Here is a 22,667-nt window from a genome sequence, read left to right on the forward strand (position 1 = left end):
CAAGGGCTGTTGCGCTCCCCTTAAGGGGGCTGGCTGCGGAGCAGACTGGGGGGTTCGCCCACAAACGCCAAAAATCACCCCCGCCCGCGCCGGAATTAACCGGGCGAGTGGGGGCAAATTTCGTGTTCAGTCCACCAAAGCTCAGTACTTTTTGGTCTGCTTGGCCTGTTCCAACGCAATTTCGCGCAGCACGCTGGACGAACTGGCTCCCGACGCGCCCTCGATGGCCTTCACGGCGAGGTCTTGCACCTGACGGCTGGCGGCTTCCAGTTGTTGCGTGAGGCTCTGAATGCGGGCCTGCTGATCGGCAATGTTGGTGTTCAGCGACTCGATTCGCAACTCGAAGGCCTGACGCTGGCCGTCCATATCTTTGGCCTGAATGTCGGCGCGGGTTTTGGCCGTGTAGGTAGCAATTCCCCGGCCTTCATCCTTGGCTTTCTTCAGGGCCGATTCCTTTTCCTGATCCAGCAGGGCAAATTTGGCCCCGGTTTCGGCGGCGTCACGCTCGCGCTCAGCCAAAGTTTTTTCGCTGTCTGCAAAGGCTTTGGCGGCGGTTTCACGGCGGTCTTGCAGGGTTTGGCGTTGCTGGTTCATCTCGCTGGTGTACTGCTCGCTGTCCAGTTGGCGGGCCAATTCCAGCGCGTACTGGTCTGCTTCCGACTTGCGCTCGAACTCGCGCTCGAAGGCTTCGGCGCTGTCTCTCAGGGCTTTGCGCTGGGCCTGCTGTTCTAGCGTCCACGCTTCCTGCGCGGTGCGGCTGCTGAGGTTCAGCGTGCCGCGCTCGGCTTCCGTGTCTGCCAAGAACTGGCGGCCCTGTTCGTCGTGGCTGGCAATCAATTCGCCTAAGAGGCCGTCTTTAGGCTGGAGGTCATACAGGTTTTTCAGATCGGCCAGTTCCGCCGTTACGCGCTCCTGAATGGCGGCCAAGGCCTCGGCCTCCTGCGTCAGCCACTCCGAAAGCTGGCTGGCGGTGGCCCCCAAGTTTTGCTGCACGGTTTCCAGCGCCTGCAAAGTGTTGCCGTTGCGTGTGGCAGCAGCAGCGGGTTTCTCGGTCACCGTACTGGGCGCAGGAGCAGCAGCTTGAGCCGGGTTGCTCTGGTTGGCCGCCACCTGCCGCGCCAACTTCTGATTTTCGGCCTGAATCGCCTTCTGGTCGGCTTGCAGCTTGGTGATGGTCGCCAGCAATTCTTCGTAGCCGCTCAGCAGTTCGGTTTTGGTGTTCTTGTCGCTCAGTTTTTTCAGGGTCATGGGCACGTCCTCGGGTCAGGCAAAAAGGGGGGAAGGGGATGACTTTGGCTTGCTCAGTACAGCGTTGAGTTAGTTTCATTCCCTCTCCACTTGTGGGAGAGGGCGTTGCAAAGCAACGGGTGAGGGGGCCACCAAGCGAACTCAAGTTTGAAGACTCACAAACCGCTGTACTCAGGCTGTCTGGAAATCAGGCCTGCCCGAAATCAGGCTTTTTGCGAGTAAGAAGTCACGGCACGCAGCGCGAGGTCTTGAGCCTGCTTCATCACTTCTTGCAGTTGCTCGGTCAGCGACTGAATCTGGCCCGCCTGACGGCTGAGGGTGTCGTCCAGCGCCGTGATTCGGTACTCGTAGACCCTCTTTTGGCCTTCCCAATCTCTGTCCATCAGTTCGGCCTTGACCTTGGCTTCCCGGCTCACTTCCTCGATGGCCTCGGCGCGGGTTTTGCTCACCAGTTCGGCCAATTCGGCGGGAAAGGCCGCCAGTTTCGCCTTCTGTTCTTCCAGTTTCGCGCCCTGCGCCAACAACACGGCTTCCCTTTCAGCCCAGTCTTTCTCGCGCAGGCGGCGGTCTTCGGCGTGGTCACGCTCGAAGTCGCGGATTTCGCGCTTCAGGTCATCCCGCTCGATTTGGCGCTCGCGGGTCTGTTCATAGCTGTAGTCGGCGGTTTCCTGAAGCTGCGCGGCGGCCCGTTCTGCTTCGCGGGCGGCGGTACTGCGCTCAAACGCTTGGCGCTGTTCTTCCCACGCCTTGCCTTGCTCGGCCTGTTCGCGGGCGAGAGCGTCGGCGGCCTGCTGCGCGTCGCGGGCCAGCGCCGCCACACCTTCCAAATGCTCTACGCGCTGCAAGTACAGGGCGTCGGCCACTACCCGGATCTGAGACAGTTCGTTCAGGTACTCGCCCTGCACCACTTTGGCCCGGCTCACTTCTTCCAACCGTTCGTATTCGCCGTCCAGCTTCCCAATCAGACTTTGCAGCGTGGCGTTAAATTCGATCTGCAAATCGGCCAGCGTGCCCACGATGCCGCCCGTAGTGAGCTGTGTGGCCCGCTCTACACGCACCAGATCCTTCTGGCGTTCGGCTTCCTGTGTGCGGGTCAGCAGACTGGTTTGGGCGCGGTACTGCTCGGCGATACGGGCAAACTCGGTGGAAGAATTTTTTGTCATGACACTCCTTTTGGTGCTTAATTATGTTATATCCTAAATCTCGTTTGAGATCAAGGCCACAATACAGAGGATTTGTGAGAGAGCTGACTGGGGCGAAACTTCTTCCTACTGTCCTGACCACCCGGACGCCCACGCCCCCCGTTCGCTACAGTTGACGGGTGACCCTGACCCCCGAACCGACGCTGAAGCGCACGCCGCTGCACGCTGCCCACCTGCGTGCCGGGGCCAGAATGGTGCCGTTTGGCGGCTGGGAGATGCCTGTGCAGTACAGCGGTGTGAAGGCCGAACACGACGCCGTGAGAACAGGGGCAGGCGTCTTCGACGTATCGCACATGGGCGAATTCCGGATTACGGGGCCAGATGCCGCCGCCTTTCTGAACCGCGTGACCACCAACGACGTGACCAAGCTGAAGCCCGGACGCGCCGCTTACAACTGGTTGCCCAACGATTCGGGCGGGCTGGTAGACGACATCTACGTGTACCGCGTGGCCGCGGAAGAATTCTTCTTGGTGGTGAATGCCTCCAACATCGCCAAAGACTGGGCGCATTTGCAGCAGCACGCGGCAGGCTTTGCCGTCACCCTCACGGATGAATCAGACCGCTGGGGGCTGTTGGCGGTGCAGGGGCCGCAGGCCGAGGCGATGTTGCAACCGCACAGCAGCGTTGACCTGAGCGCCGCCAAAAAGAACACCTACTTTCCGGCCAAACTCTTCGGATTCGACGTATGGCTGGCCCGCACCGGATACACAGGCGAAGACGGCTTCGAGGTCTTCACCGACGCTTCGGAAGCAGAAACCATCTGGGACAAGATGCTTGCCATCGGCCTGACGCCAGCGGGCCTCGGCGCACGCGATACTTTGCGTCTGGAAGCGGGCTTTCCCCTCTACGGCCACGAGTTCGCCGATCATATCCACCCGCTCAGCAGCACCTACACTTGGGTGGTCAAAAACACGGCGCACCTCGGGGCCGAGCACATTCAGACCGCGCCCAAGCAAAAGCTGATCGGGCTGGCGCTGGACAAGGTTCCGGTGCGCGAAGGCTACCCCGTTTCTCTCGACGGCGCGGTAGTGGGCCACGTCACCAGCGGCAGCTCCAGCCCCACGCTGGGCCACCCGATTGGCATGGCGCTCGTGAATGCCGATGCAGGCAACGCCGACGCCTACGACGTAGAAGTGCGTGGCAAGCTTCACCCGGCGCGGCGCGTAGAGTTGCCGTTCTATAAGCGTTCCTGAAAGCCGTCTTAAATCTTCTACCCGCCGCCATAGCCGATCCCACACAGCACCACACAGAATTAGGGAGAATGAACCATGCAAACCCCCAGTGAACTGAAATACGCGCCGTCGCACGAGTGGCTGTCTGAGGACGGCACGGTGGGCATCTCCGACTTTGCTCAGGATCAGTTGGGCGACGTGGTGTACGTGGAGCTCCCCGAAGTGGGCCGCATCGTGACCGCAGGCGAGACTGTGGCTGTGGTGGAGAGCGTGAAGACGGCGTCCGACATCTACGCGCCCGCCACCGGAACCATCACCGCCGTGAACGACGCCCTCAGCGGTGGCCCCGAACTCGTCAACAGCAGCCCTTACGAAGACGGTTGGCTGTTCAAGATTGACGTGACCGAAGAAAGCGCCGAGTTGCTGAGCGCCGAGGAGTACGCCGCCGCGAACAACTGAGGCGGGGACATTGTCTAAGGGTCGAGGGTCTAAGAACGGCTTGAAGACCAGCGGGGCGGCTTTGTTGCCCTCCGTCTCAGCCTGTACCCACCCGCCCTGCCACGCCGAACATCTGCACCCTAGACCTTTAGACCCTTAGACCCACACAGGAGCCACCCCATGCGCCCACTAACCGATCTACTGCAAACCGACGATTTCACCCGCCGTCACATCGGCCCCAGCGAAGGCGAGCAGGCCGCCATGCTGCAAGAACTTGGCTACAGCAGCCTCGAAACCTTCATCAGCACGGTAGTTCCAGCGGCCATCGTGCGGCCTACCGAAATGCAGGTGGGCGGCCCAGTGACCGAAGCGCAGGCTATTGCAGACCTGAAGGCGGTAGCGGGCAAGAACAAAGTCTTCCGCAGTTATATCGGCATGGGCTACAGCGGCACGCACACGCCGCCTGTGGTGCTGCGGAACCTGCTGGAAAACCCCGGCTGGTACACCGCCTACACGCCGTATCAGGCCGAGATTTCTCAGGGACGGCTGGAAATGCTGCTGAACTTTCAGCAGATGGTGATGGATTTGACGGGCATGGAAGTGGCGAACGCGAGCCTGCTGGACGAAGCCACCGCCGCTGCCGAAGCGATGACTTTGGCAAAGCGCACCGCCAAAGCCAAAGGCAACGTGTTCTACGTGGCCGACGACGTTCACCCGCAAACGCTGGACGTGATCCGCACACGCGCCGAATTCTTTGGCTACGACGTGCAGACGGGCGCGGCTGATGCCGAATTGCCAGAAGGAACATTTGCCGCACTGGTGCAGACTCCCGGCACCTACGGCGACTTGCATGACCTCGCGCCCATTGCCGAGCGGGTGCATGCAGGTGGCGCGGCCCTCATCGTGGCAACGGATTTGCTGGCCTGTGCGTTGGTCACGCCTCCGGGCGAGCAGGGAGCCGACATCGTGATCGGCAACTCTCAGCGATTCGGCGTCCCGATGGGCTTTGGCGGCCCACACGCAGCCTTCCTCGCTTGCCGAAGCGCCTACCAGCGCAGCATGCCGGGGCGCGTCATCGGCGTCAGCAAGGACAGCAAGGGCAAAACCGCCCTCCGCATGGCGATGCAGACCCGCGAGCAGCACATCCGGCGTGAGAAGGCGACGAGTAACATCTGCACCGCTCAGGCATTGTTGGCGAATATGGCCGCCGCCTACGCCGTGTGGCACGGGCCAGAAGGCATTAAGACGATTGCCGAGCGCGTGCATGTGATGACGGGAATGCTGGCGAAGGCTTTGCAAGACAGGGGACTTAAGACGAATAAAACTTTCTTCGATACCATAAGCTTTGACGGTCAAATAAATTTCACAGAAGACGGATTACAGGATAGCCCTCTGAGTGTTGGGGATATTCTTGATCGTGCAAGGAAAGTCGGAATCAACTTCCGATGGATACAACCACAACTGTCTAAAGATACTGCAACCATTCAAGCGGCTAATTTACGTCTTGCCCAAGCAGAATCTGAGGACAGGATTGTCGGCCTGCTTGGCCCTGCTCGCATTGGTATCAGCCTTGACGAAACGGTCACACTTTCCGACCTCTCCGACATCATTGAAGTCATCACCGGGCAGGTGGCAGACCTCGCCGCACTGGAAGCAGACGCTGTGGCAGGCATCCCCGCCCCTCTCCAGCGCACCACGCCTTATCTCACGCACCCGACCTTCTCGGCGCACCACTCCGAACACGGCATGTTGCGTTACCTGAAGCAACTGGAGAACAAGGATTACAGCCTGACGCACGGCATGATTCCGCTGGGAAGCTGCACCATGAAGTTGAACGCGACCACCGAGATGATTCCGGTGACGTGGCCCGAATTCGGGCAGATTCACCCTTTCGCTCCCGCCGACCAGACCGAAGGCTACGCGCACTTGCTGACCGAACTCGAAGCGTGGCTGGCCGACGTGACCGGATACGACGCCGTGAGTTTGCAGCCCAACAGTGGGGCGCAGGGCGAGTACGCGGGCCTGCTGACCATCCGCAAATACCACGCGGCCAGAGGCGACAGCCACCGCACCGTCTGCCTGATTCCGGCCAGCGCACACGGCACCAACCCGGCTTCGGCGGCCATGATGGGCATGAGCGTAGTAGTCGTCAAGACCGACGACATCGGCAACATCGACTTTGAAGACCTGAAGGCGAAGACCGAGCAGCACAGCGACAATCTGGGCGCGTTGATGATTACCTACCCCAGCACGCACGGCGTCTTTGAGGAAAACGTGCGCGAGGTGTGCGACCTGATTCACGCGCACGGCGGGCAGGTGTATCTGGACGGGGCGAACATGAACGCGCAAGTGGGCCTCACCAGCCCCGGTTTTATCGGCGCAGACGTAAGCCACTTGAACTTGCACAAGACCTTCGCCATTCCGCACGGGGGCGGCGGGCCGGGCATGGGGCCAATCGGCGTCAAGGCCCACCTCGCGCCGTATTTGCCCAACCATAGCGTGCGGGCCACCTCGGACAGCCAGACCGGAGCCGTGAGCGCCGCGCCATATGGCAGCGCCAGCATCCTGCCCATTTCTTACCTGTACATCCGTCTGCTGGGTGCGGCGGGCCTGAAGCGGTCTACCGAAATTGCTATCTTGAACGCCAATTACATCGCCCACCAACTGCGCGGCGCGTATCCCGTTCTGTACACCGGGCCAGATCACGATGGCCTCGGCGGGCGTGTGGCCCACGAGTGCATTTTGGATATTCGTCCGCTGAAGGCCGCCAGCGGGATTTCGGAAGAAGACATCGCCAAGCGCCTGATGGACTACGGCTTTCACGCGCCCACCATGAGCTTTCCCGTACCCGGAACCCTGATGATCGAACCCACCGAAAGCGAACCCAAAGCCGAGCTAGACCGCTTCGTGGCCGCCATGCTGGGCATTCGCCGCGAGATTCAGGAAGTGGAAGACGGCCTGCTGAGCGCCGAGGACAGCCCGCTGAGACACGCGCCGCACACGCAGGGCGACCTGATGTCGGACGACTGGAACCGGGCCTACAGCCGTGAAGTGGCCGCCTTCCCAACCGGGGCACAACGCGCTTGGAAGTACTGGCCCGCCGTGAACCGCGTAGACAACGTGTACGGAGACCGGAACTTCGTGTGTAGCTGCCCGCCCATCAGCGAGTACGCCGAGTTGCAACTGAGCGAGTAAGACAGCGTTTCAAAAGTTCTTGTCCCCTCTATCCTTGTGGGAGAGGGGCGCTGCAAAGCAGCGGGGTGAGGGGGGCCACAGAGCGAACTCAGTCATGAGGACTTCTAGAACGCTGTAATAAGGGAAAGAGGAAACAAAAACACTGGAAAAGCGGGGCCACTCGATACAGGGTGGCTCCGCCTTCTTTTGGGTCAGACATTCGCACACTTTTGCCAGAAGGCAACATCCACACCCATCGCCTTAAAGCCGTCGTCAACGGTAACTCGACCGTAGGACTGCCAAACGGTGTGCGCCCCGTCTGGGTGGGTCTGGGCCACAATGCGCCCCGGCCCCTTAAACTAACCAAGCGATGAACAACAGTCACCGTCCACTGGACGTAATCATATTGGCGGCGGGCCAAGGAACCCGCATGAGGTCTGCCCTGCCGAAAGTGCTTCACCCTGTCGGGGGCCGCCCGATGGTGGCGTGGGCCGTGAAAGCCGCGCAGGAACTTGGCGCACGCAGCGTGGTGGTGGTGACCGGGCATGGGGCTGCGCAGGTAGAAGCGGCGTTGGCAGGCACGGGCGTCACGTTTGCGCGGCAGGCGCGGCAACAGGGCACGGGCGACGCCTTCCTCAGCGGGGCCGGGGCGCTGCCCTCATCCGGTTCGGCATCTGGTTCGGTGCAGGCCGACGACGCCGATATTCTGGTGCTGTACGGCGATACGCCTTTGCTGCGGCCCAGCACCTTGCGCGAGATGTTGACCGATCATCAGGCCCGCAGTAGCGCGTTTACCATCCTCACCGGAGAATTGCCCGACGCCACCGGCTATGGCCGAATTATCCGCGACGAGGCAGGCAACGTGACCCGAATTGTGGAGCAGAAGGGAGCCACCGACGCTGAAAAAGCGGTGCGCGAATTTAATTCCGGGGTGTATGTGATGGACGCCCGCGCCCCCCAACTGGCCCGCCAAATCGTGCCCAACAGCGTCACGGGCGAGTATTACCTGACTGACTTGTTGGCCCTGTACCACGCCGCCGGAGCCGCCGCCCACGCCTTCAAGTTGGCCGATATAGACGAAGTGATGGGAGCCAATGACCGCACCGGGCTGGCCGAAGCCGAAGCGATTTTGCGGCGGCGCATCAACACAGGCCATATGCGGGCGGGCGTCACCCTCATCAATCCCGACACCAACACCATCGAGGACACCGTAACACTGGGCCAAGACGTGACCGTAGAACCCGGCGTGATTCTTCGCGGCAACACCCAGGTGGCGAGCGGCGTAACACTGGGAGCCTACAGCGTCATCACCGACAGCGTGCTGGAATCGGGCGTGGTCATCAAGGCGCATAGCGTGCTGAACGGCGCGACTGTGGGCGCGGGCAGCGATGTGGGGCCGTTTGCCCGCCTGCGCCCCGGCTCGGTGCTGGGTGCGGGCGTGCATATCGGCAACTTTGTAGAAACCAAGAATGCCCGCTTAGACGCCGGGGTCAAGGCCGGACACCTCGCCTACCTCGGAGACGTGACAGTGGGCGCAGAAACCAACATCGGCGCGGGCACGATCATCGCCAATTTCGACGGCGTGAACAAGCACCAGACCAATGTGGGCGCGGGCGTGTTCATCGGCTCCAACTCCACCCTGATCGCCCCGCGCACCGTAGGCGACGCCGCCTTCATCGCTGCCGGAAGCGCCATTCACGACGATATTCCCGAAGGCGCACTGGCGATTGCACGCGGCAAACAGCGCAACATGGAAGGCTGGTCGCGCCGCTATTGGGGCGGCATGCGCGAAAAAGTGAGCCAGAAGTTGCCTTGGCTGGCGGCTTGGCTGGAGCGGCAGTAGGCGGAGATTTCTGGGGGCTTGGTCTAAGGGTCTAAAGGTCTAGGGTCTAAGGTGCTGGGGCGGGTTCGCTGCGGAATTGCCCCCTCACCCCGCTGTTTCACAGCGCCCCTCTCCCACAAGAGTTTCCACGCGGGGATTTATGGCGACAGCAACGAAGGCCCTTGAGGTGGGGATTGAAATTCCCCGGTCTCGTGGGCCTTCATGCGAAGTGTCTATGCCTCGGTCCTCCAGCCTACCGCTCAGCATCGTTACCGCGTTGTTGAACCGTGCCACCAGTGTGAGTGGCATCGCCCCCTACAGCACCGTCCGGAAAAGCACCCTGTGCCAGGGACTGGCACAGCACTCGTTCACGACGAACCAAGATCTTCAGCGTCGAGCCAAGAACGCGCCCTGTGGCGCGTTCTTGGCCATAGACTTTGTGATGGTGCCGCACGCTGGGGTGGAGATGGAGGGTCTGAACTTTCACTACAGCGGTCAGGCGCGGACTCAATTGGGGCATCAGTTCACCTCAGCGGCCCTAGTGAAGTTCGGGGCCGATCCGACGCCGCTATTGGAGCGGTTCACAGTCTCTCGCCTGTTGGAGACCGCCGCGTATCCGTACCGCACCGCGACCCAAGAGATGATTCACACCGTCACGCAGTGCCGGGAGGCCGGGGTGTCCATCGCTGGGGTGCTGCTGGATGGAGAGTTCGGACGAGATGAGGTCGTGACCTTCAGTCACGACACCCAGATTCCTGTCCTGGTGCGCGCCAAGCGGAACATGCGTGTTCAAGTTGAGGGTGAGACACTCACCCTCAACGCTCTGGCCCAGCGCTTTCCTCCCGAACGGTGCCATCTCTCTGCCGAGGTGGGATGGCGTGTCCGTCGGCTTCCCGTGTCGCGTGACGTCGGGGCGTTCGATGTGCTCATCATTTGGCGCAAGGTGCACGGCGAATGGAGCTGCTTTTTCCTGTTCAGCACGTTTGACCCTGCCTTGACCGTCCGGACGTTGTTGCGGGCCTGGAAGGCCCGCTGGGGCATTGAGGTCATTCACCGCTTGATGAAGCAGAATCTCGGTCTAGGACGCTGCCGCTGTCGAACCATTCAGGCCCAAGACAACTGGGCTTGGTGCGTGGTCGAGGCGCTCCATGCGGTGCTGCTCGTCCGTCAGGAGCAGCCGCAACTCACGTGGCGAGCGGCTCAGCGCCGAGCGGCACAACACACAGAATTGTACGTCCTGACCGAGGTGCAGCCTGTATCACAACAACTTCACGCCGCCTGACACGCCATTGGGGTAACTGTGGAAACTCTTGCTCCCACAAGGGGCGAGGGTAAAAAGCAAGGGCTAAAAGCTTGGTTTAGCTCCCTCACCCTTGAGGGGGGAGGGTTGGGGAGGGGGTGAATGAGCGCCAGCGATTGCCCTTCCCTTAGACCCTAGACCTTTAGACCCTTAGACTTCCTCCCCATAACCTCAGCCCTCCCGCCGTTCCTGAAACACCCGCCGCGCCTCCTCAATCGTGGCCCGGTGCTGCTCGGCCCACACCCACACGCCGCAAAAGGCTTCGCTGAGGCTGAGGCCGAGTTCGGTCAACTGATACTCCACTTTGGGTGGAATGACTGGAAACACAGTGCGGGTGACCAATCCATCGGCCTCCATCTGACGCACGGTTTTGGTCAGCATTTTCTGGCTCACGCCCCCGATCAGTTCTCCCAGCCGGGTAAAGCGCAGTGGGCCATGCTCGGTCAAGGTCTCCAAGGCCAACATCGTCCATTTGTCGGCTACGCGGCCAATAATCTCGCGCACGAGGGCGTCCAATTCGGGGTCATCCTGTTCGGCAGGCGCTTCCAGGTATTTGGGCAACTGGGCATAGGCCGCTCGCCTCTGCTCCATTAAGGTCTGATGTTGCTCCGGAACTGTGTCTAGCACGTCACTCTCCTTTAGGTAAGTATGGCGCTCTGCGGTGCCTTCTTCCCGTTGGTACGTGTGAAGTCTACGATACGTTCAGAGCATTTGTCCGTATCACAGCGTCAGAAAAAAGCTTCTGATGCTTCGATTCTCCCAAATACTCGCTTAATTCACTCACTTCGTTCGGTCAAAACTCAACAACACTTTTGACAAATGCTCTCAGGAGAACCACCATGAACCATACAGGCAACACCATTTTGATTACGGGCGGCGGATCGGGCATTGGCCGCGCTCTGGCCGAAGCTTCTCATGCGGCGGGCAACCAGATCATCATTGCGGGCCGCCGCCAAGCGGTACTGGATGAAACCGTCGCGGCCAATCCGGGCATTAAATCAGTTGTGCTCGATATTGCCGATGCCGAAGACATTCGCAAAGTGGCTGCCCGCCTCACTGCCGATTTTCCGGCCCTGAACGTGGTCATTCACAACGCCGGAATCATGCAGCCCGAGGACATTCAGAGCGGCAATCTGGACTCTGCCGAAGCGACGATTGCCACCAATTTGCTTGGCCCGATCCGGCTTACGGCGGCGTTGCTTCCGCAGTTGCTGGCCCAGCCCAACGCCGCCATCATGACCGTTTCTTCGGGGCTGGCCTTCGTGCCTATGGCCCTGACGCCCACCTACAGCGCCACCAAAGCGGCGATCCATTCCTACACCGAATCGCTGCGCCACCAACTGCGCGGCACGGCGGTAGAAGTGTTTGAACTCGTGCCGCCCTACGTGCAAACCGAACTGATGGGAGCGCAGCAGGCCAATGACCCTCACGCCATGCCGCTGCAAGAGTTCATAGACGAAACCATGTCGCTGTTGGGCCAGTTGCCGCACGGCGGGGAAGTGCTGGTAGAGCGCGTAAAGCCGCTTCGCTTGGCCGAGGCGACGGGGAAGTACGAGTTTATGTTCGGCCAGATTAACCGGGAGTAAGGAGCAGGTCTAAGGGTCTAAAGGTTTAAGGTCTAAGGAAGGGCGAACGGCTCAGAGTTGATGATTGCGGGCGAACCCCCCAGTCTGCTTCGCAACCAGCCCCCCTCAAGGGGAGCGCAAAAGCTTTTAGTCCCCACCTCTAAGGGGGCGTTGCGCCAGCAACGGGGGGGTTCACCTTCCCACTCAAGCGGCCAAGCTGGACAGGACTCAATAACAACCAAAGCGGGAAGCCCTGATTCCATCTCAGGGCTTCCCGCTTTTCCCACTCACCACTCACTACTGACTGCTCTTCTATCCGCCTTTTGCCGCTGCCAAACCGTCCAGATATTCCCGGTCATCCACGCGGCGCACGCTGGGATTCAGCAGTTGTAGGGCGGCTACCACCACCACCAGTACACCCATGCCTACGATGACCGGGCCGGGGGGAAACCTTGTGGCGAGGGCCGACACCAACGCCATGCCCAGCGGCACGGTAAAGCGCGAGATCACGCGGCGCACGGCGAACACGCGGCCCTGCATTTCGCGGGGCACTTGGGCTTGCCAGATGCCGCCGCTGTGGGCCATCGCGAAGGGCATGGCAAACACGGTGAAGCCGAACATGGCCGCCGTGAGGGGCAAGCTGCGGCTGAGGCCCATGCCGATGATGCCCAGTCCGATGAGGAGGCTAGGCACCAGAATGCCCAACACGCGGTTGTGTTTCAGGCCGCCCCAAGCGCTGATGACCACGCCGCCCAGCACCATGCCCGCGCTGGTGATGGTGGTAATAATGGCCAGCGCCGCCGCAAAGCCGAGGCCGCGTGCCGTCCAGTCGTCTTCTAGGGTGTAGCGGGTCAGCAGGGTTTCGTAGACCGGAATGGCGCTGGCGGCAAAGTTCACGGCGGCCCCGATCAGCAGCAGTTGCAGCAGCGGCGGGCGGCGCACGAGGTATGTCCAGCCGAGGCGGGTATCGGCCTTCACGGTAGCCACCGCGCCTCCGGCACTCTCGGCGGGTGGGGGGCTGGGAATGTATAAGCGGGTCAGAACGAGGGCGGCCAGCAGGTAACTCAGGCCGTCTACACCTAGCGCAAACGGCACGCCATTAGGCAGATTCGCCCACCAACCGCTCGTGCCCAGCATCACAGGCAGCCCGATCAGCAGCGCGGCGGCGGCTGGCCCCAACAGCCCGCTGATTTGGCGGGTGGTCTGCAACAGCCCGTTGGCCCGCGTCAGGTGCTCGTCGGGCACGATCATGGCAAGGCTGGCGTCCATGGCCGCCTCGTGCAAAATATCGAGCGACTGCGTAGCGATCACGAACAGCAGCAGCACCCAAAACGGCGCAGTCGTCAAAGCCATCAGGGCCGCCATGCCCAGCGTCAGCAGACCGCCCAACGTGTCGCAGAGGGCCATCAGGCGTTTGCGGTCGGTGCGGTCAGCGAGGCTTCCGGCAATCGGGGCCACCAGTACGGCCAGTAGGGTTGCGGCAATCGCCAGTGCGCCCGTTGCCAGCGCAAACTGGGCTTTTTGGGCGGGGGCGGGATACAGCGTTTGGGCCATATAGATGGTCAGCGCGAACCAAGACAGGGCGCTTCCGAAGCGGCTGACCGACTGCGACGCCCACAGCGTCAGAAATGTCCGCCAGCCGTTTGCAGGCACGCCGGATGAAGAGGGGATTGACATGAGGCCACTACTGTAGTGCGGGTGCTGTGACCCTGCGTACAGATTTGTCTAGGGAGTTTTGCAGTCTAAAAAAGGCTGAAAACCTCGTGCCAGAGCGTCTTAATTTATGAGAAAGCAGCGTCCGGTCTGGCGGCGGCTCAGCGCTGCTGCTGTTTCATCACACCCTGACCGCAGAGCCAGAAGCCTGAAGGGGGTCTTCGACGCGGCGCATGGCGGGATTCAGCAATTGCAGTCCCGACACTGCCGCCATGAGCAGTCCTGCCCAGAGCAACACGCTGCCGGGAGCGTACCGCGCTGCCAACACCCCGGAAATGGCCGTCCCCACCGGCACGGTAAATTGTGCGATCAGTCGCCGCACGCTGAACACGCGGCCCTGCAATTCACTGGGCACCTGCGCCTGCCAAATACTTTGGGAATGGGCGTTCATGATCGGGGTCATGATGCCGAACAGAGCCACCGCTGCCGCCGTAAACAGCACGGTTCCGGCCACCCCACTGAGGGCCTGCGCCGCGCCCGCCAGCACCATCGGCACCAGCACACCCAGTACCCGCCGCCGCTTCAGGCCGCCCCACGCACTCACCAACAGGCCGCCTGCCAACCCGCCCGCGCTCATGGCCGTCCAGAGGGTCGCCAGTCCGGTTTCTACAGTCAGCCCGCGTGCGCCGAGGTCGGGGGCCAGCGTGAATTTGACCAACAGGGGGTGCAAGACGCCCACGCCACTGGTCAGCAGATTCACCGAAGCGAAGGTGAGCAGCAGGTGCAGCAGCGGGCGGCGAGCCAGAATAAATGTCCAGCCCACGCGCATATCGGCCCACAGACTGGGCTTGTTGGCAGCCCCTTTGGCGAGGTCGGCCCGCACCGGGCTAGGAATGCGGAGCCGCCAGACCACCAACGCTGCTATCACAAAAGACAGGGCGTCCAGTGCGAACGCCAGTGGTACACCGTCTTTCAGCCCCGCCAATCCAGACCCGGCCAACACAGACGATGCACCGCCGCTGCGGGCCAGTGCGGGCAGCCCGATCAGGAGGGCCGCCAATGCCGGACTCAGCAGCCCAGACAGACTCCAGAGGGTCTGCATCATGCCGTTGGCACGCGGCAGGCGTTCTTTGCTTACCAAACTGGAATAACTGGTATCGAAGGCCGAGCCGTGAAACGTACCCACTAACCCCAGCGCCGCTGTAAACAGCATGAACAACCAGATGGGGGGCGTGTCGGACAGCACCAACGCCACCGCGCCCGCCGACAGCACCGCGTTCAGCAGGTCACAGGTCAGCATCATGCGGCGGCGATCTAATCGGTCTGCCAACGCTCCAGCCAACGGCGCACCCACGATGGCGGCTAGCGCCCAGCCTAGCGCCGTGAGCGACAGGGCCGCCGCCAATTCCGGCTTCTGCGACTCCAGCGGAAAGCGGGTCTGGGTCAGGTAGATATTGAAGGCAAACCCGCTGAGGCCGCTGCCCAGCACACTCAGCGCCTGAGAACTCCACAGCCAAAGGAAAGTGTGCCAGCCGCCGTTCGGGTCTAGGGGCGCAGGCGAAACGGGGGAGGCGGAGGGCATGGCTTTAGGGTAAGGCTGGACGGGGCGAGATGGGATAGGCTGGATGGCTTGTGCGTGGCTGTGACCGTTTCCCCCCGCCCCCCAGCCCCCGCCCCCATAGGGGTCAGGGGAGCTAAGCGCTCTACTTCGCAGCTCTACGAGTCCGCTCGGGAGGATTGATCTTGTTTTATTCACACTCGGCCAAATCGTTCATCTGAAGCTGAATCCCCAGTCGTCTTGACACTGGAGTTGGCCCGCCCACTGCGTGGACGACGGCCTCACACGAAGTTGGGCGGGCACGATCTGGGGTGGCGGTGTCGAGGTGTTTGCTCCCTCACCCTTGAGGGGGGAAGGCCGGGGAGGGGGTGAGTGAGCGCCAGCGATTGCCCTTGACCTTCCTCAGACCCTAGACCCTTAGACCAAGCTCCTAGAACCTTTATACCCTCACCCCGCCCGCAACTTTTTGCGCTCCTGCACGGCCAGTACGTCTACCCGCTCGTTCTCGCCGTGCCCCGCGTGGCCCTTGACCCAAATAAACGTCAGCGCGTGGATTTTGGCCTGCGCTATCAATTCTTCCCACAGCTCCTGATTTTTCACCGGTTCCTTGCTGGCCGTTTTCCAGCCGTTGCGCTGCCAATTCAGAATCCAGCCGTCGGTAAAGGCTTTGCGGAGATACTGGCTGTCGGTGATCACGCGCACTTGGCAGGGACGTTTCAGGCTTTTTAATCCTTCCAGCAGGCCGCGCAACTCCATGCGGTTGTTGGTGGTGTTCTCCTCGTTACCACTCAGTTCCAGTTCCCGTTCGCCAAAACGCAGAATGCAGGCCCAGCCACCGTGTCCGGCCTGCGTATCGCACGCGCCGTCGCTGTACAGGTCAATTTGCTCGCCTGCAATCGGTTCGGCGGGTTGAATCCCGGCCTTGATCGGCATTCGGTCTCGCGCCACGCTTTCTGCCTTTTTCGCGGCAGACTTTTTGAAGGGCGCTTTGCCGCTTGATCTAGTCATACGGACATCCGGTGCAGTTGCGGATGTTCGGGAATCAGAGCCAGTCCGTACTTGTTGCCACTCGCTTCGCTCGAATTCGTCTTCGACTCATCGCAATTTCTCTTCATAACCCTGGAACTGTAGACACCCGCGCCGCGTAACGTCAAGCATGACCTTGCCGCCCTCGCCCCATTCTGCCCTCACCACGCTGCCCGAACCGGAGCGCACGCCCGCCATCCTGATCCACCTGTCGCCACTGGCAGGCTTGCTGCTGCCCACCATCGGCAATCTGCTGGGGCCGCTGCTGGCGTGGCTGGTGTACCGAGACCGCAGCCGCGTCTTAGACGGTCAGGGCAAAGAAGCCCTGAATTTTCAACTGAGTTTGTGGCTGTACGGCGTGATTTTTACTGTGTTGGCGTTCGTTCTGTTCAGCGTGGGCTTGGTGGGCGGCGCGGTGGGCGCGGCAGTGGGCAGCCCCGACGCCGGAGCCTTCGCCTTTTTTGGGGCGTTCGCCGGGTTTTTCGCCTTCTATTTGCCCATCATGCTGGTGCTGTTTTTGCTGCCGCTGGTGCTGATGCTGGTAGCGGTGGTGCGCGTCAGCAGCGGGCAGGCTTACCGGTATCCGCTGACGATCAGGTTTATTCGGTAGTGGGGAAGGAACGCCGACGCCATTCTCTCCTTCCCGTCCACGCCTGCCCTATCTTTGCTGTATGCGAATCATGGCGGTTTTTGCCCACCCGGATGACGAGATCGGTTGCATGGGCACGTTGGCACAGCACGCGGCGCGGGGCGACGAAATCATGTTGGTCTGGACGACCTTGGGCGAGTTGGCCTCGCAATTTGGCGACGCCTCACACGAGGAAGTGACGCGGGTGCGGCGCGAACACGGCGCGTGGGTGGCCGGACGCATCGGGGCGCAGCATCACTTTTTTGATATGGGCGACAGCCGCATGACCGGAGACCGCGCCGAAGCCCTGCAACTGGCCCGCCTGTACGCCCGCTTCCGGCCCAATGCCGTGATCACTTGGAGCGACGATCACCCGCACCCCGACCACCGTATGACCGCCAAAATCGCCTTCGATGCGATTACGCTGGCCCGCATTCCCAAAATTATTAACGAAGCAGGCGGCGCGGCTATGCCCCCGGCTCCTGATTTGGGTGGAGACAGCGGCATAGAGAGCGGCGAAGACGTGACCCGCCTGCAAGCGTGGCGCGATCCGGTGCGTTTTTATCAGTACTACGCGCCCGCCAGCCCTTACCCCGACGTGCTGACCGACATCAGCGACAGCATAGAAGTGGCCGCCGAAGTCATGGCCTTCTACCACGACTTTTACAAGTGGGCATGGACGGCAGACCAGTTCCGCGAGGGCCGCGCCCAACTGGGCCGACTCGCAGGCGTCAAGTACGCCGAACGCTTCAACTTGCGGGCCTCACACCTGCGGGCGCGGCCTTATCTGGATTAGTGGGTAGCTCTTGGCCCTTGCTTAGACCCTCAGACCCTAGACCCTTAGACCAAACACCCGAAAACGAAGCGCCCTAATTCAGCACCCGCGTCCCCGGCACTTCCAGCACGAACGGCGGAATTACCGCCTGACCCGTCGCGCCCCAAGCGTCGCGCAGCCCGTAGTGGCCCTGCATCATGCCGGGGGTGTCCTGCACGGTCACGAAGGAATCGTAGACATACACGGCTCCGGGGGCCAGATGAGGCTGATTTCCCACCACGCCGTCACCGTCTACCACTGTTTCTCGCCCACCCGCATCCATAATTTGCCAGTGCCGAGTCAGCAGTTGCCACGTCTGATCCGAGTGGTTTTCGATGGTAATGACATAGGCGAAGGCGTGCCGTCCCGGTTGGCTGTGGGCGGCCAAATACTGCACTTCTACGCTCACGCGGATGTCTGGCTGAACTGGAAGGAGGGGGGCGTCGGTCATCCGGCCAGAATACCGGGCCAGCGGTTCAACCAAACACCTGGCAGCACGTTTAGACTCAGGCCCATGACACAACCCGCAGATGGACAGTCCACAGATCAGCAGTCCGGCTCGGCCCCGATCATCAACCTAGAGTTCTTGTTCAAGCTGCTGTCTGTGGCCGCCCCCAGTGGCTCCGAACGCCGCGCCGCTGATGTCTGGAAGCAGGAGGCCGCCGCCTTTGCCCGCGTCTCCGAAGACCATTTCGGCAACGTGTACGCCGAGGTTGGGCCAGAAGGTGCGCCCACGATTGCGCTGATGGGCCACTTGGATGAGATCGGCCTGATCGTGTCGCATGTCAGCGATGAAGGGTTTTTGAGCGTGCTGGGCGTGGGCGGCTGGGATCCACAAGTGCTGGTAGGCCAGCGGGTGCGTCTGCTTGCGCCGGGCGGCGATCTGCTGGGCGTCATCGGCAAAAAAGCGATTCATGTGATGGAAGCCGAGGAACGCACTAAAGCCAGCAAACTGGAAGACCTCTGGATCGACGTGGGCCTAGACAAAGACACCGTGAAGGCCCGCATTCCGATCGGCACGGTGGCCGTGATCGAGCAGATGCCCGTGATGATCGGAGACAAGATCGTGAGCCGCGCACTCGACAACCGCGTGGGCGCATTTATCGTGCTGGAGGCGCTCCGGGCGGTGGCGGGCCATGACCTCAAACACCGAGTCGTGGCGGTGGGCACCAGTCAGGAAGAAATCGGCGCCTTTGGGGCGCAGGTGGGCGGCTACCTGCTGAACCCAGTGGCGGGGATTGCCGTAGACGTGACTCACGAAACCAAGCAACCCGGCGTGAGCGAGAAAAAGTACGGTGTGGTGCCGTTCGGATCGGGAGCGAATCTGAGCGTGAATCCCCTCAGCAGTCCGGCCCTCAACCGCGCCCTGATCGACGCGGCGGGCGCGGAACACATTCCGTATACCCTCAGCGCCGCCGGACGCTACAGCGGCACCGACGCCGACACGCTGACGCTGGTGCGGGCGGGCGTGCCCACAGCGGTGGTCAGTATTCCCAACCGCTACATGCACTCGCCCTCCGAGATGGTGGACGCCCGCGACGTGAAAGCCTGCACCGACATCATCGCGGCGTGGCTGCGGCGCGTGGGCACTGAGGAGAACTGGGGGCGCTGAGGCTGGCGTCAACGGTTCCGGGCAAACCCCCCAGTCTGCTTCGTAGCCAGCCCCCCTTAAAGGGGAGCGCAAAAGATGTTGAGTCCCCACCTCTAAGGGGGGGCGTTGCGTCAGCAACGGGGGGGTTTACCTTCGGCCTTGGAATACAACCCCCCAATCTGCCCCCACTCAGGGGGTTCCATTCATTTTGGCCCATTCCACGTACCCCAGCGGGCATACTGACGCCTATGCTGCGTATCGAGGCCGCCGAAATTATCGTTGTGCGTTTGCCCCTCAAATTCCGGTTTGAAACGAGTTTCGGGGTGCAGACGGAGAAAGTGGTGCCGCTGCTGGTGCTGCACGGCGGCGGCCTCCAAGGACTCTCGGAAGGCACGATGGAATTTGCGCCCATGTACCGCGAAGAGACGATTGCGGGCGGCCTTCATCTGCTGAAAGATGTGTTCCTGCCGCGCATTCTGGGCAAGACTTTTGCCAACCCGGAAGACCTAGAGGCCGCACTGGGTGGATTCCGGGGCAACAAGATGGCGCGGGCGATGGTGGAGATGGCCGCGTGGGACTTGTGGGCGCGGATGCTGGAAGTGCCGCTGGGAACACTGCTGGGGGGCCGCAAAACAGAAGTCGAAGTGGGCGTCAGCCTCGGCATTCAGGCGGACGAAGCGGCAACGGTGGATGTGGTGCGGCGGCATGTGGAGCAGGGCTACCGCCGCATCAAGCTCAAGATCAAGCCGGGGTGGGACATTCAGCCGGTGCGGGCCACCCGCGAAGCCTTCCCCGACATTCGCCTGACGGTGGACGCCAACAGCGCCTACACGCTGGCTGATACGGGCCGCCTGCGGGCGCTGGACGAATTCGGCTTGACCTATATAGAGCAGCCGTTGGCGTGGGATGACCTCGTAGATCACGCCACCTTGCAGGCCCGCCTGACCACGCCGCTGTGCCTCGATGAATCCATCACCACCGCGCAGGACGCCCGCAAGGGGTTGGCGCTGGGGGCGGGCGGCGTGATTAATGTGAAGGTGGCCCGTGTGGGCGGTCATGCCGAAGCGCGGCGCGTTCACGACATCTCGCAGGCGTTCGGTGCGCCCGTGTGGTGCGGCGGCATGTTGGAAAGTGGCGTGGGCCGCGCCCATAACATCCACCTGTCTACGCTGCCCAATTTCACGCTTCCCGGCGATACCAGCAGTGCCAGCCGCTACTGGGCCACCGACGTCATCAATGAACCGTTGGAAGCCGTAGACGGCCTGATGCCTGTGCCCACCGGCCCCGGCATCGGCGTGACCCTCAACCGCGAATTTATTGCCAGCATCGCGGAACTGCACGAGGAGCGCACCGCTTGATGCAGGAACCGCCCGCCAATCCGGGGACGGCCTCCAATCCGGCCTCCAGTCGCAGTCCTACCCGCTCCTACATCATCCGCGACGTCACCGATCCTTGGGCCATGCGTGCCCTAGAAGGCGTGCAGGTAGACGCTTGGGGCTACTCAGACCGCGAGGTGACGCCGGGAACCCTGTTCAGAATTTGCGCTGTGATGGGCGGCATCGTGCTGGCCGCGTACCCGGCAGAAGAAGGTAACCCCGCTCCGGTGGGCCTCGCCTTCGGGTTTCCGGCCTTGTCGGGCGAGCAGATTTGGCACCATTCACACTTGCTGGCTGTGCATCCCGACTGGCGCGGCTCTGGCATGGCGGTGGCCCTGAAACTGGCGCAGCGAGAACGCGCCGTGCGGCAAGGATTGACCCGCATGACGTGGACATTCGACCCGCTGATTGCCCGCAACGCCCGCCTGAACTTGGGCAAGTTGGGTGCAACCGTGACCAGTTACCACGCCGACTGGTACGCCCTAGAAGATGACCGGGCCACCGCCTTTCCCGCTGACCGCCTGATGGCCGAATGGGACTTGACCCAGCCCCACGCTGACCGCCCCGCCCCGCCCGCACGCGGGCAAGTGGCCCTCGAAGCCCGCGAGTACAGCCAAGAACCCGGCGCAACCCGCCTGTATTTGGCTGGAAACCGCCTGCTGGCCGAGGTGCCCACCCGCGCCGAAACCCTGCCCGAACCCGTGCGCCTGATGTGGCGGCATGCGCTGAGGGACGTGCTGAGTTCTTACCTTGCACGCGGCTACGCGATCACGGATTTGGCGCGGGCGGGGCATAGGGCTTATTACGTGCTGTCCAAGGAGTAGGCGCTGACGCGCGGTGAGTGGTCAGTGGGTAGTGGTGAGTAGGAAGGTCAAAAGCCAAACCAAAGACGGTAGGGACGCCAGCTTAACTGGCGTCCCTACCGTCTTTCCCATCTGTTTCCACGTTCCACAATCCACGCTCAGCGCGGCGAAGTCAGCCTGTCCCACTCACCACTCACTACTGACCACCCACCGCGCCTTAGCGCCTCAGTACACGTTGTAATAAGCCGTGTCGCTGACCCAATCCTGCTGAGGCACGGGCTGAGCAATCGGGTTAACCACAATGCTGAGGGCCTGCGCCAAGCGCTCTGGGGTCTTGGGCGTCACGGTGGCGAAACTCTGGCCCTTCTGGTAGGAGCTGAGTTCCGACAGATTCAGGGCGCGGCGGCTGGCAATGACCAGTACGCGGTTTTGTCCGTTGGGGCCAGTCACGTCAAAGGTAAACTGGTCGCCTGTGGCGGGGAAGGCGCGGGTGGTCCCGGCCCGCACGTAGTTGCTGGCGCTGATGCGGTTGGGCAAAATCTGGTCGGTGGTGCCGTCGGGGTTCACGTTGAACAGGTACACGTAAGCGTTTTCGTTGACGGTGGTGTACAGCGTAATGCGGTCTCCGACGTTGTAGTTGGGCACGCGGGTGCCGCTGGTGTCGCGGTCTACCCACACACGGGCCGTCAGGGTGGTCTGCACCGGGTTCACGATGATGCTTTGGGCGCTCAGGCGCGGCGTGGCAAAAGCGGGGTTTGAGACGCTGCTTAGGGCGGCGGCACTCACGGCGGTCAGAAGAGCGAGTTTTTTATAGATCATTTTGAGGGTAGACATGGTGAAACCTCCGGGGATTGGGGGAGCGCACCTTGGGCGTCGGGTCTGTCCCAGCGCGTGATTTCGGGTGCGTTCTTTGTGCCCTTACAGTAGGCCCGCGTACCTGACTCACCGTGAAGCCCGGCTGACTGAAGATGAGGCGCAGCGCGTTTGGTCTCATGTGCGGCCCAAAACGGCCTAACACTAAAGGCTGCGTCAGGAATGTGACCGAGTTAATCATCACAGCGGCTCAGTGGGTGGATGTGGTGGGGGTAGACCGGGCAACCCAAACACGAAAAAAGCGGCCCCCTTTTCAGAGAACCGCTTCTTCGTTTGTGGCAGGGATACTAGGATTCGAACCTAAACTAACAGATCCAAAATCTGTTGTGCTGCCATTACACCATATCCCTATGTCTAAACTCCACGGATGTCGCCACCCCAAAGCACATGACCCACACCGCCCAAACCGAACGGCGAACCAGAG

At 61.8% G+C, this 22,667-nt stretch carries 19 protein-coding genes and 1 tRNA gene; 11 read left to right on the forward strand and 9 right to left on the reverse strand.

Translation table 11 applies throughout. From position 1 onward, the window contains the following. Positions 1-141: 141 nt before the first annotated feature. Positions 142-1,248, reverse strand: a complete 1,107-nt coding sequence (locus E7T06_RS14875; protein WP_136366567.1) for a hypothetical protein — start codon at positions 1,246-1,248, stop codon at positions 142-144. A gap of 203 nt (positions 1,249-1,451) precedes the next feature. Further along, positions 1,452-2,411, reverse strand: coding sequence for a hypothetical protein (locus tag E7T06_RS14880; RefSeq protein ID WP_136366568.1), 960 nt, complete (start codon positions 2,409-2,411; stop codon positions 1,452-1,454). A 158-nt stretch (positions 2,412-2,569) separates the two neighbouring features. On the opposite strand from E7T06_RS14880, the gene gcvT reads away from it, so the two are divergent. The 5 genes from gcvT (at position 2,570) to E7T06_RS14905 (ending at position 10,338) form a co-directional block, all read left to right on the forward strand. After that, on the forward strand, positions 2,570-3,643 hold the full coding sequence (gene gcvT, locus E7T06_RS14885; protein WP_136366569.1) for a glycine cleavage system aminomethyltransferase GcvT: 1,074 nt from the start codon (positions 2,570-2,572) through the stop codon (positions 3,641-3,643). Between the two features lie 75 nt (positions 3,644-3,718). Continuing rightward, a complete protein-coding gene (gcvH, locus tag E7T06_RS14890) occupies positions 3,719-4,081 on the forward strand; it encodes a glycine cleavage system protein GcvH (RefSeq protein ID WP_136366570.1) in 363 nt (120 codons plus the stop codon). A 159-nt stretch (positions 4,082-4,240) separates the two neighbouring features. Then, complete coding sequence (gene gcvP, locus E7T06_RS14895; RefSeq protein ID WP_136366571.1) at positions 4,241-7,255, forward strand: aminomethyl-transferring glycine dehydrogenase; 3,015 nt, start codon at positions 4,241-4,243, stop codon at positions 7,253-7,255. A 349-nt stretch (positions 7,256-7,604) separates the two neighbouring features. After that, the gene (glmU, locus tag E7T06_RS14900; RefSeq protein WP_136366572.1) at positions 7,605-9,077 is read left to right on the forward strand and encodes a bifunctional UDP-N-acetylglucosamine diphosphorylase/glucosamine-1-phosphate N-acetyltransferase GlmU; all 1,473 of its coding nucleotides are present in this window, start codon (positions 7,605-7,607) and stop codon (positions 9,075-9,077) included. Positions 9,078-9,291: 214 nt separating this feature from the next. Further along, positions 9,292-10,338: a transposase gene (locus E7T06_RS14905; protein WP_168733563.1), complete on the forward strand. Its 1,047-nt coding sequence runs from the start codon at positions 9,292-9,294 to the stop codon at positions 10,336-10,338. 189 nt (positions 10,339-10,527) lie between these two features. On the opposite strand, the gene E7T06_RS14910 is transcribed toward E7T06_RS14905, so the two are convergent. Beyond that, entirely contained in the window at positions 10,528-10,983 is a 456-nt protein-coding gene (locus E7T06_RS14910; protein ID WP_240741089.1) for a helix-turn-helix domain-containing protein, read from the reverse strand. Between the two features lie 212 nt (positions 10,984-11,195). On the opposite strand from E7T06_RS14910, the gene E7T06_RS14915 reads away from it, so the two are divergent. Continuing rightward, positions 11,196-11,942 (forward strand): SDR family oxidoreductase, encoded by a 747-nt coding sequence (locus E7T06_RS14915; protein ID WP_136366574.1) that lies wholly within the window; start codon positions 11,196-11,198, stop codon positions 11,940-11,942. A 291-nt stretch (positions 11,943-12,233) separates the two neighbouring features. Here E7T06_RS14915 and E7T06_RS14920 read toward each other — a convergent pair whose 3' ends face one another. The 3 genes from E7T06_RS14920 to rnhA all read right to left on the reverse strand — a co-directional run bounded on the left by E7T06_RS14920 (position 12,234) and on the right by rnhA (position 16,140). Then, on the reverse strand, positions 12,234-13,598 hold the full coding sequence (locus tag E7T06_RS14920) for an MFS transporter (RefSeq protein ID WP_136366575.1): 1,365 nt from the start codon (positions 13,596-13,598) through the stop codon (positions 12,234-12,236). A gap of 157 nt (positions 13,599-13,755) precedes the next feature. Further along, positions 13,756-15,156 (reverse strand): MFS transporter, encoded by a 1,401-nt coding sequence (locus E7T06_RS14925; RefSeq protein WP_136366576.1) that lies wholly within the window; start codon positions 15,154-15,156, stop codon positions 13,756-13,758. Between the two features lie 423 nt (positions 15,157-15,579). Next, on the reverse strand, positions 15,580-16,140 hold the full coding sequence (gene rnhA, locus E7T06_RS14930; protein WP_136366577.1) for a ribonuclease HI: 561 nt from the start codon (positions 16,138-16,140) through the stop codon (positions 15,580-15,582). 148 nt (positions 16,141-16,288) lie between these two features. Between rnhA and E7T06_RS14935 the strand changes: the two genes are divergently transcribed. Together E7T06_RS14935 and E7T06_RS14940 are read left to right on the forward strand one after the other, a co-directional pair. Next, entirely contained in the window at positions 16,289-16,768 is a 480-nt protein-coding gene (locus E7T06_RS14935) for a DUF4870 domain-containing protein (RefSeq protein ID WP_136366578.1), read from the forward strand. Positions 16,769-16,829: 61 nt separating this feature from the next. After that, complete coding sequence (locus E7T06_RS14940) at positions 16,830-17,582, forward strand: PIG-L deacetylase family protein (protein WP_136366579.1); 753 nt, start codon at positions 16,830-16,832, stop codon at positions 17,580-17,582. Between the two features lie 73 nt (positions 17,583-17,655). Here E7T06_RS14940 and apaG read toward each other — a convergent pair whose 3' ends face one another. Beyond that, positions 17,656-18,051, reverse strand: coding sequence for a Co2+/Mg2+ efflux protein ApaG (gene apaG / locus E7T06_RS14945; protein WP_136366580.1), 396 nt, complete (start codon positions 18,049-18,051; stop codon positions 17,656-17,658). Positions 18,052-18,114: 63 nt separating this feature from the next. Between apaG and E7T06_RS14950 the strand changes: the two genes are divergently transcribed. From E7T06_RS14950 to E7T06_RS14960, 3 genes are all read left to right on the forward strand, one after another. Next, positions 18,115-19,212: a M42 family metallopeptidase gene (locus tag E7T06_RS14950; RefSeq protein WP_136366581.1), complete on the forward strand. Its 1,098-nt coding sequence runs from the start codon at positions 18,115-18,117 to the stop codon at positions 19,210-19,212. Positions 19,213-19,439: 227 nt separating this feature from the next. Next, entirely contained in the window at positions 19,440-20,549 is a 1,110-nt protein-coding gene (menC, locus tag E7T06_RS14955) for an o-succinylbenzoate synthase (RefSeq protein WP_136366582.1), read from the forward strand. Beyond that, positions 20,549-21,391, forward strand: coding sequence for an acyl-CoA acyltransferase (locus E7T06_RS14960; protein WP_136366583.1), 843 nt, complete (start codon positions 20,549-20,551; stop codon positions 21,389-21,391). The genes menC and E7T06_RS14960 overlap by 1 nt, the downstream gene beginning before the upstream one ends. A gap of 204 nt (positions 21,392-21,595) precedes the next feature. Here the strand turns inward: E7T06_RS14960 and E7T06_RS14965 are convergent, their stop codons facing one another. Continuing rightward, positions 21,596-22,204, reverse strand: a complete 609-nt coding sequence (locus E7T06_RS14965; protein ID WP_136366584.1) for a DUF4384 domain-containing protein — start codon at positions 22,202-22,204, stop codon at positions 21,596-21,598. A 315-nt stretch (positions 22,205-22,519) separates the two neighbouring features. Continuing rightward, positions 22,520-22,593 (reverse strand) — tRNA-Gln (locus E7T06_RS14970). Positions 22,594-22,667: the final 74 nt, after the last annotated feature.

It is taken from the genome of Deinococcus sp. Arct2-2, from assembly GCF_004801315.1.
Classification (GTDB): domain Bacteria; phylum Deinococcota; class Deinococci; order Deinococcales; family Deinococcaceae; genus Deinococcus.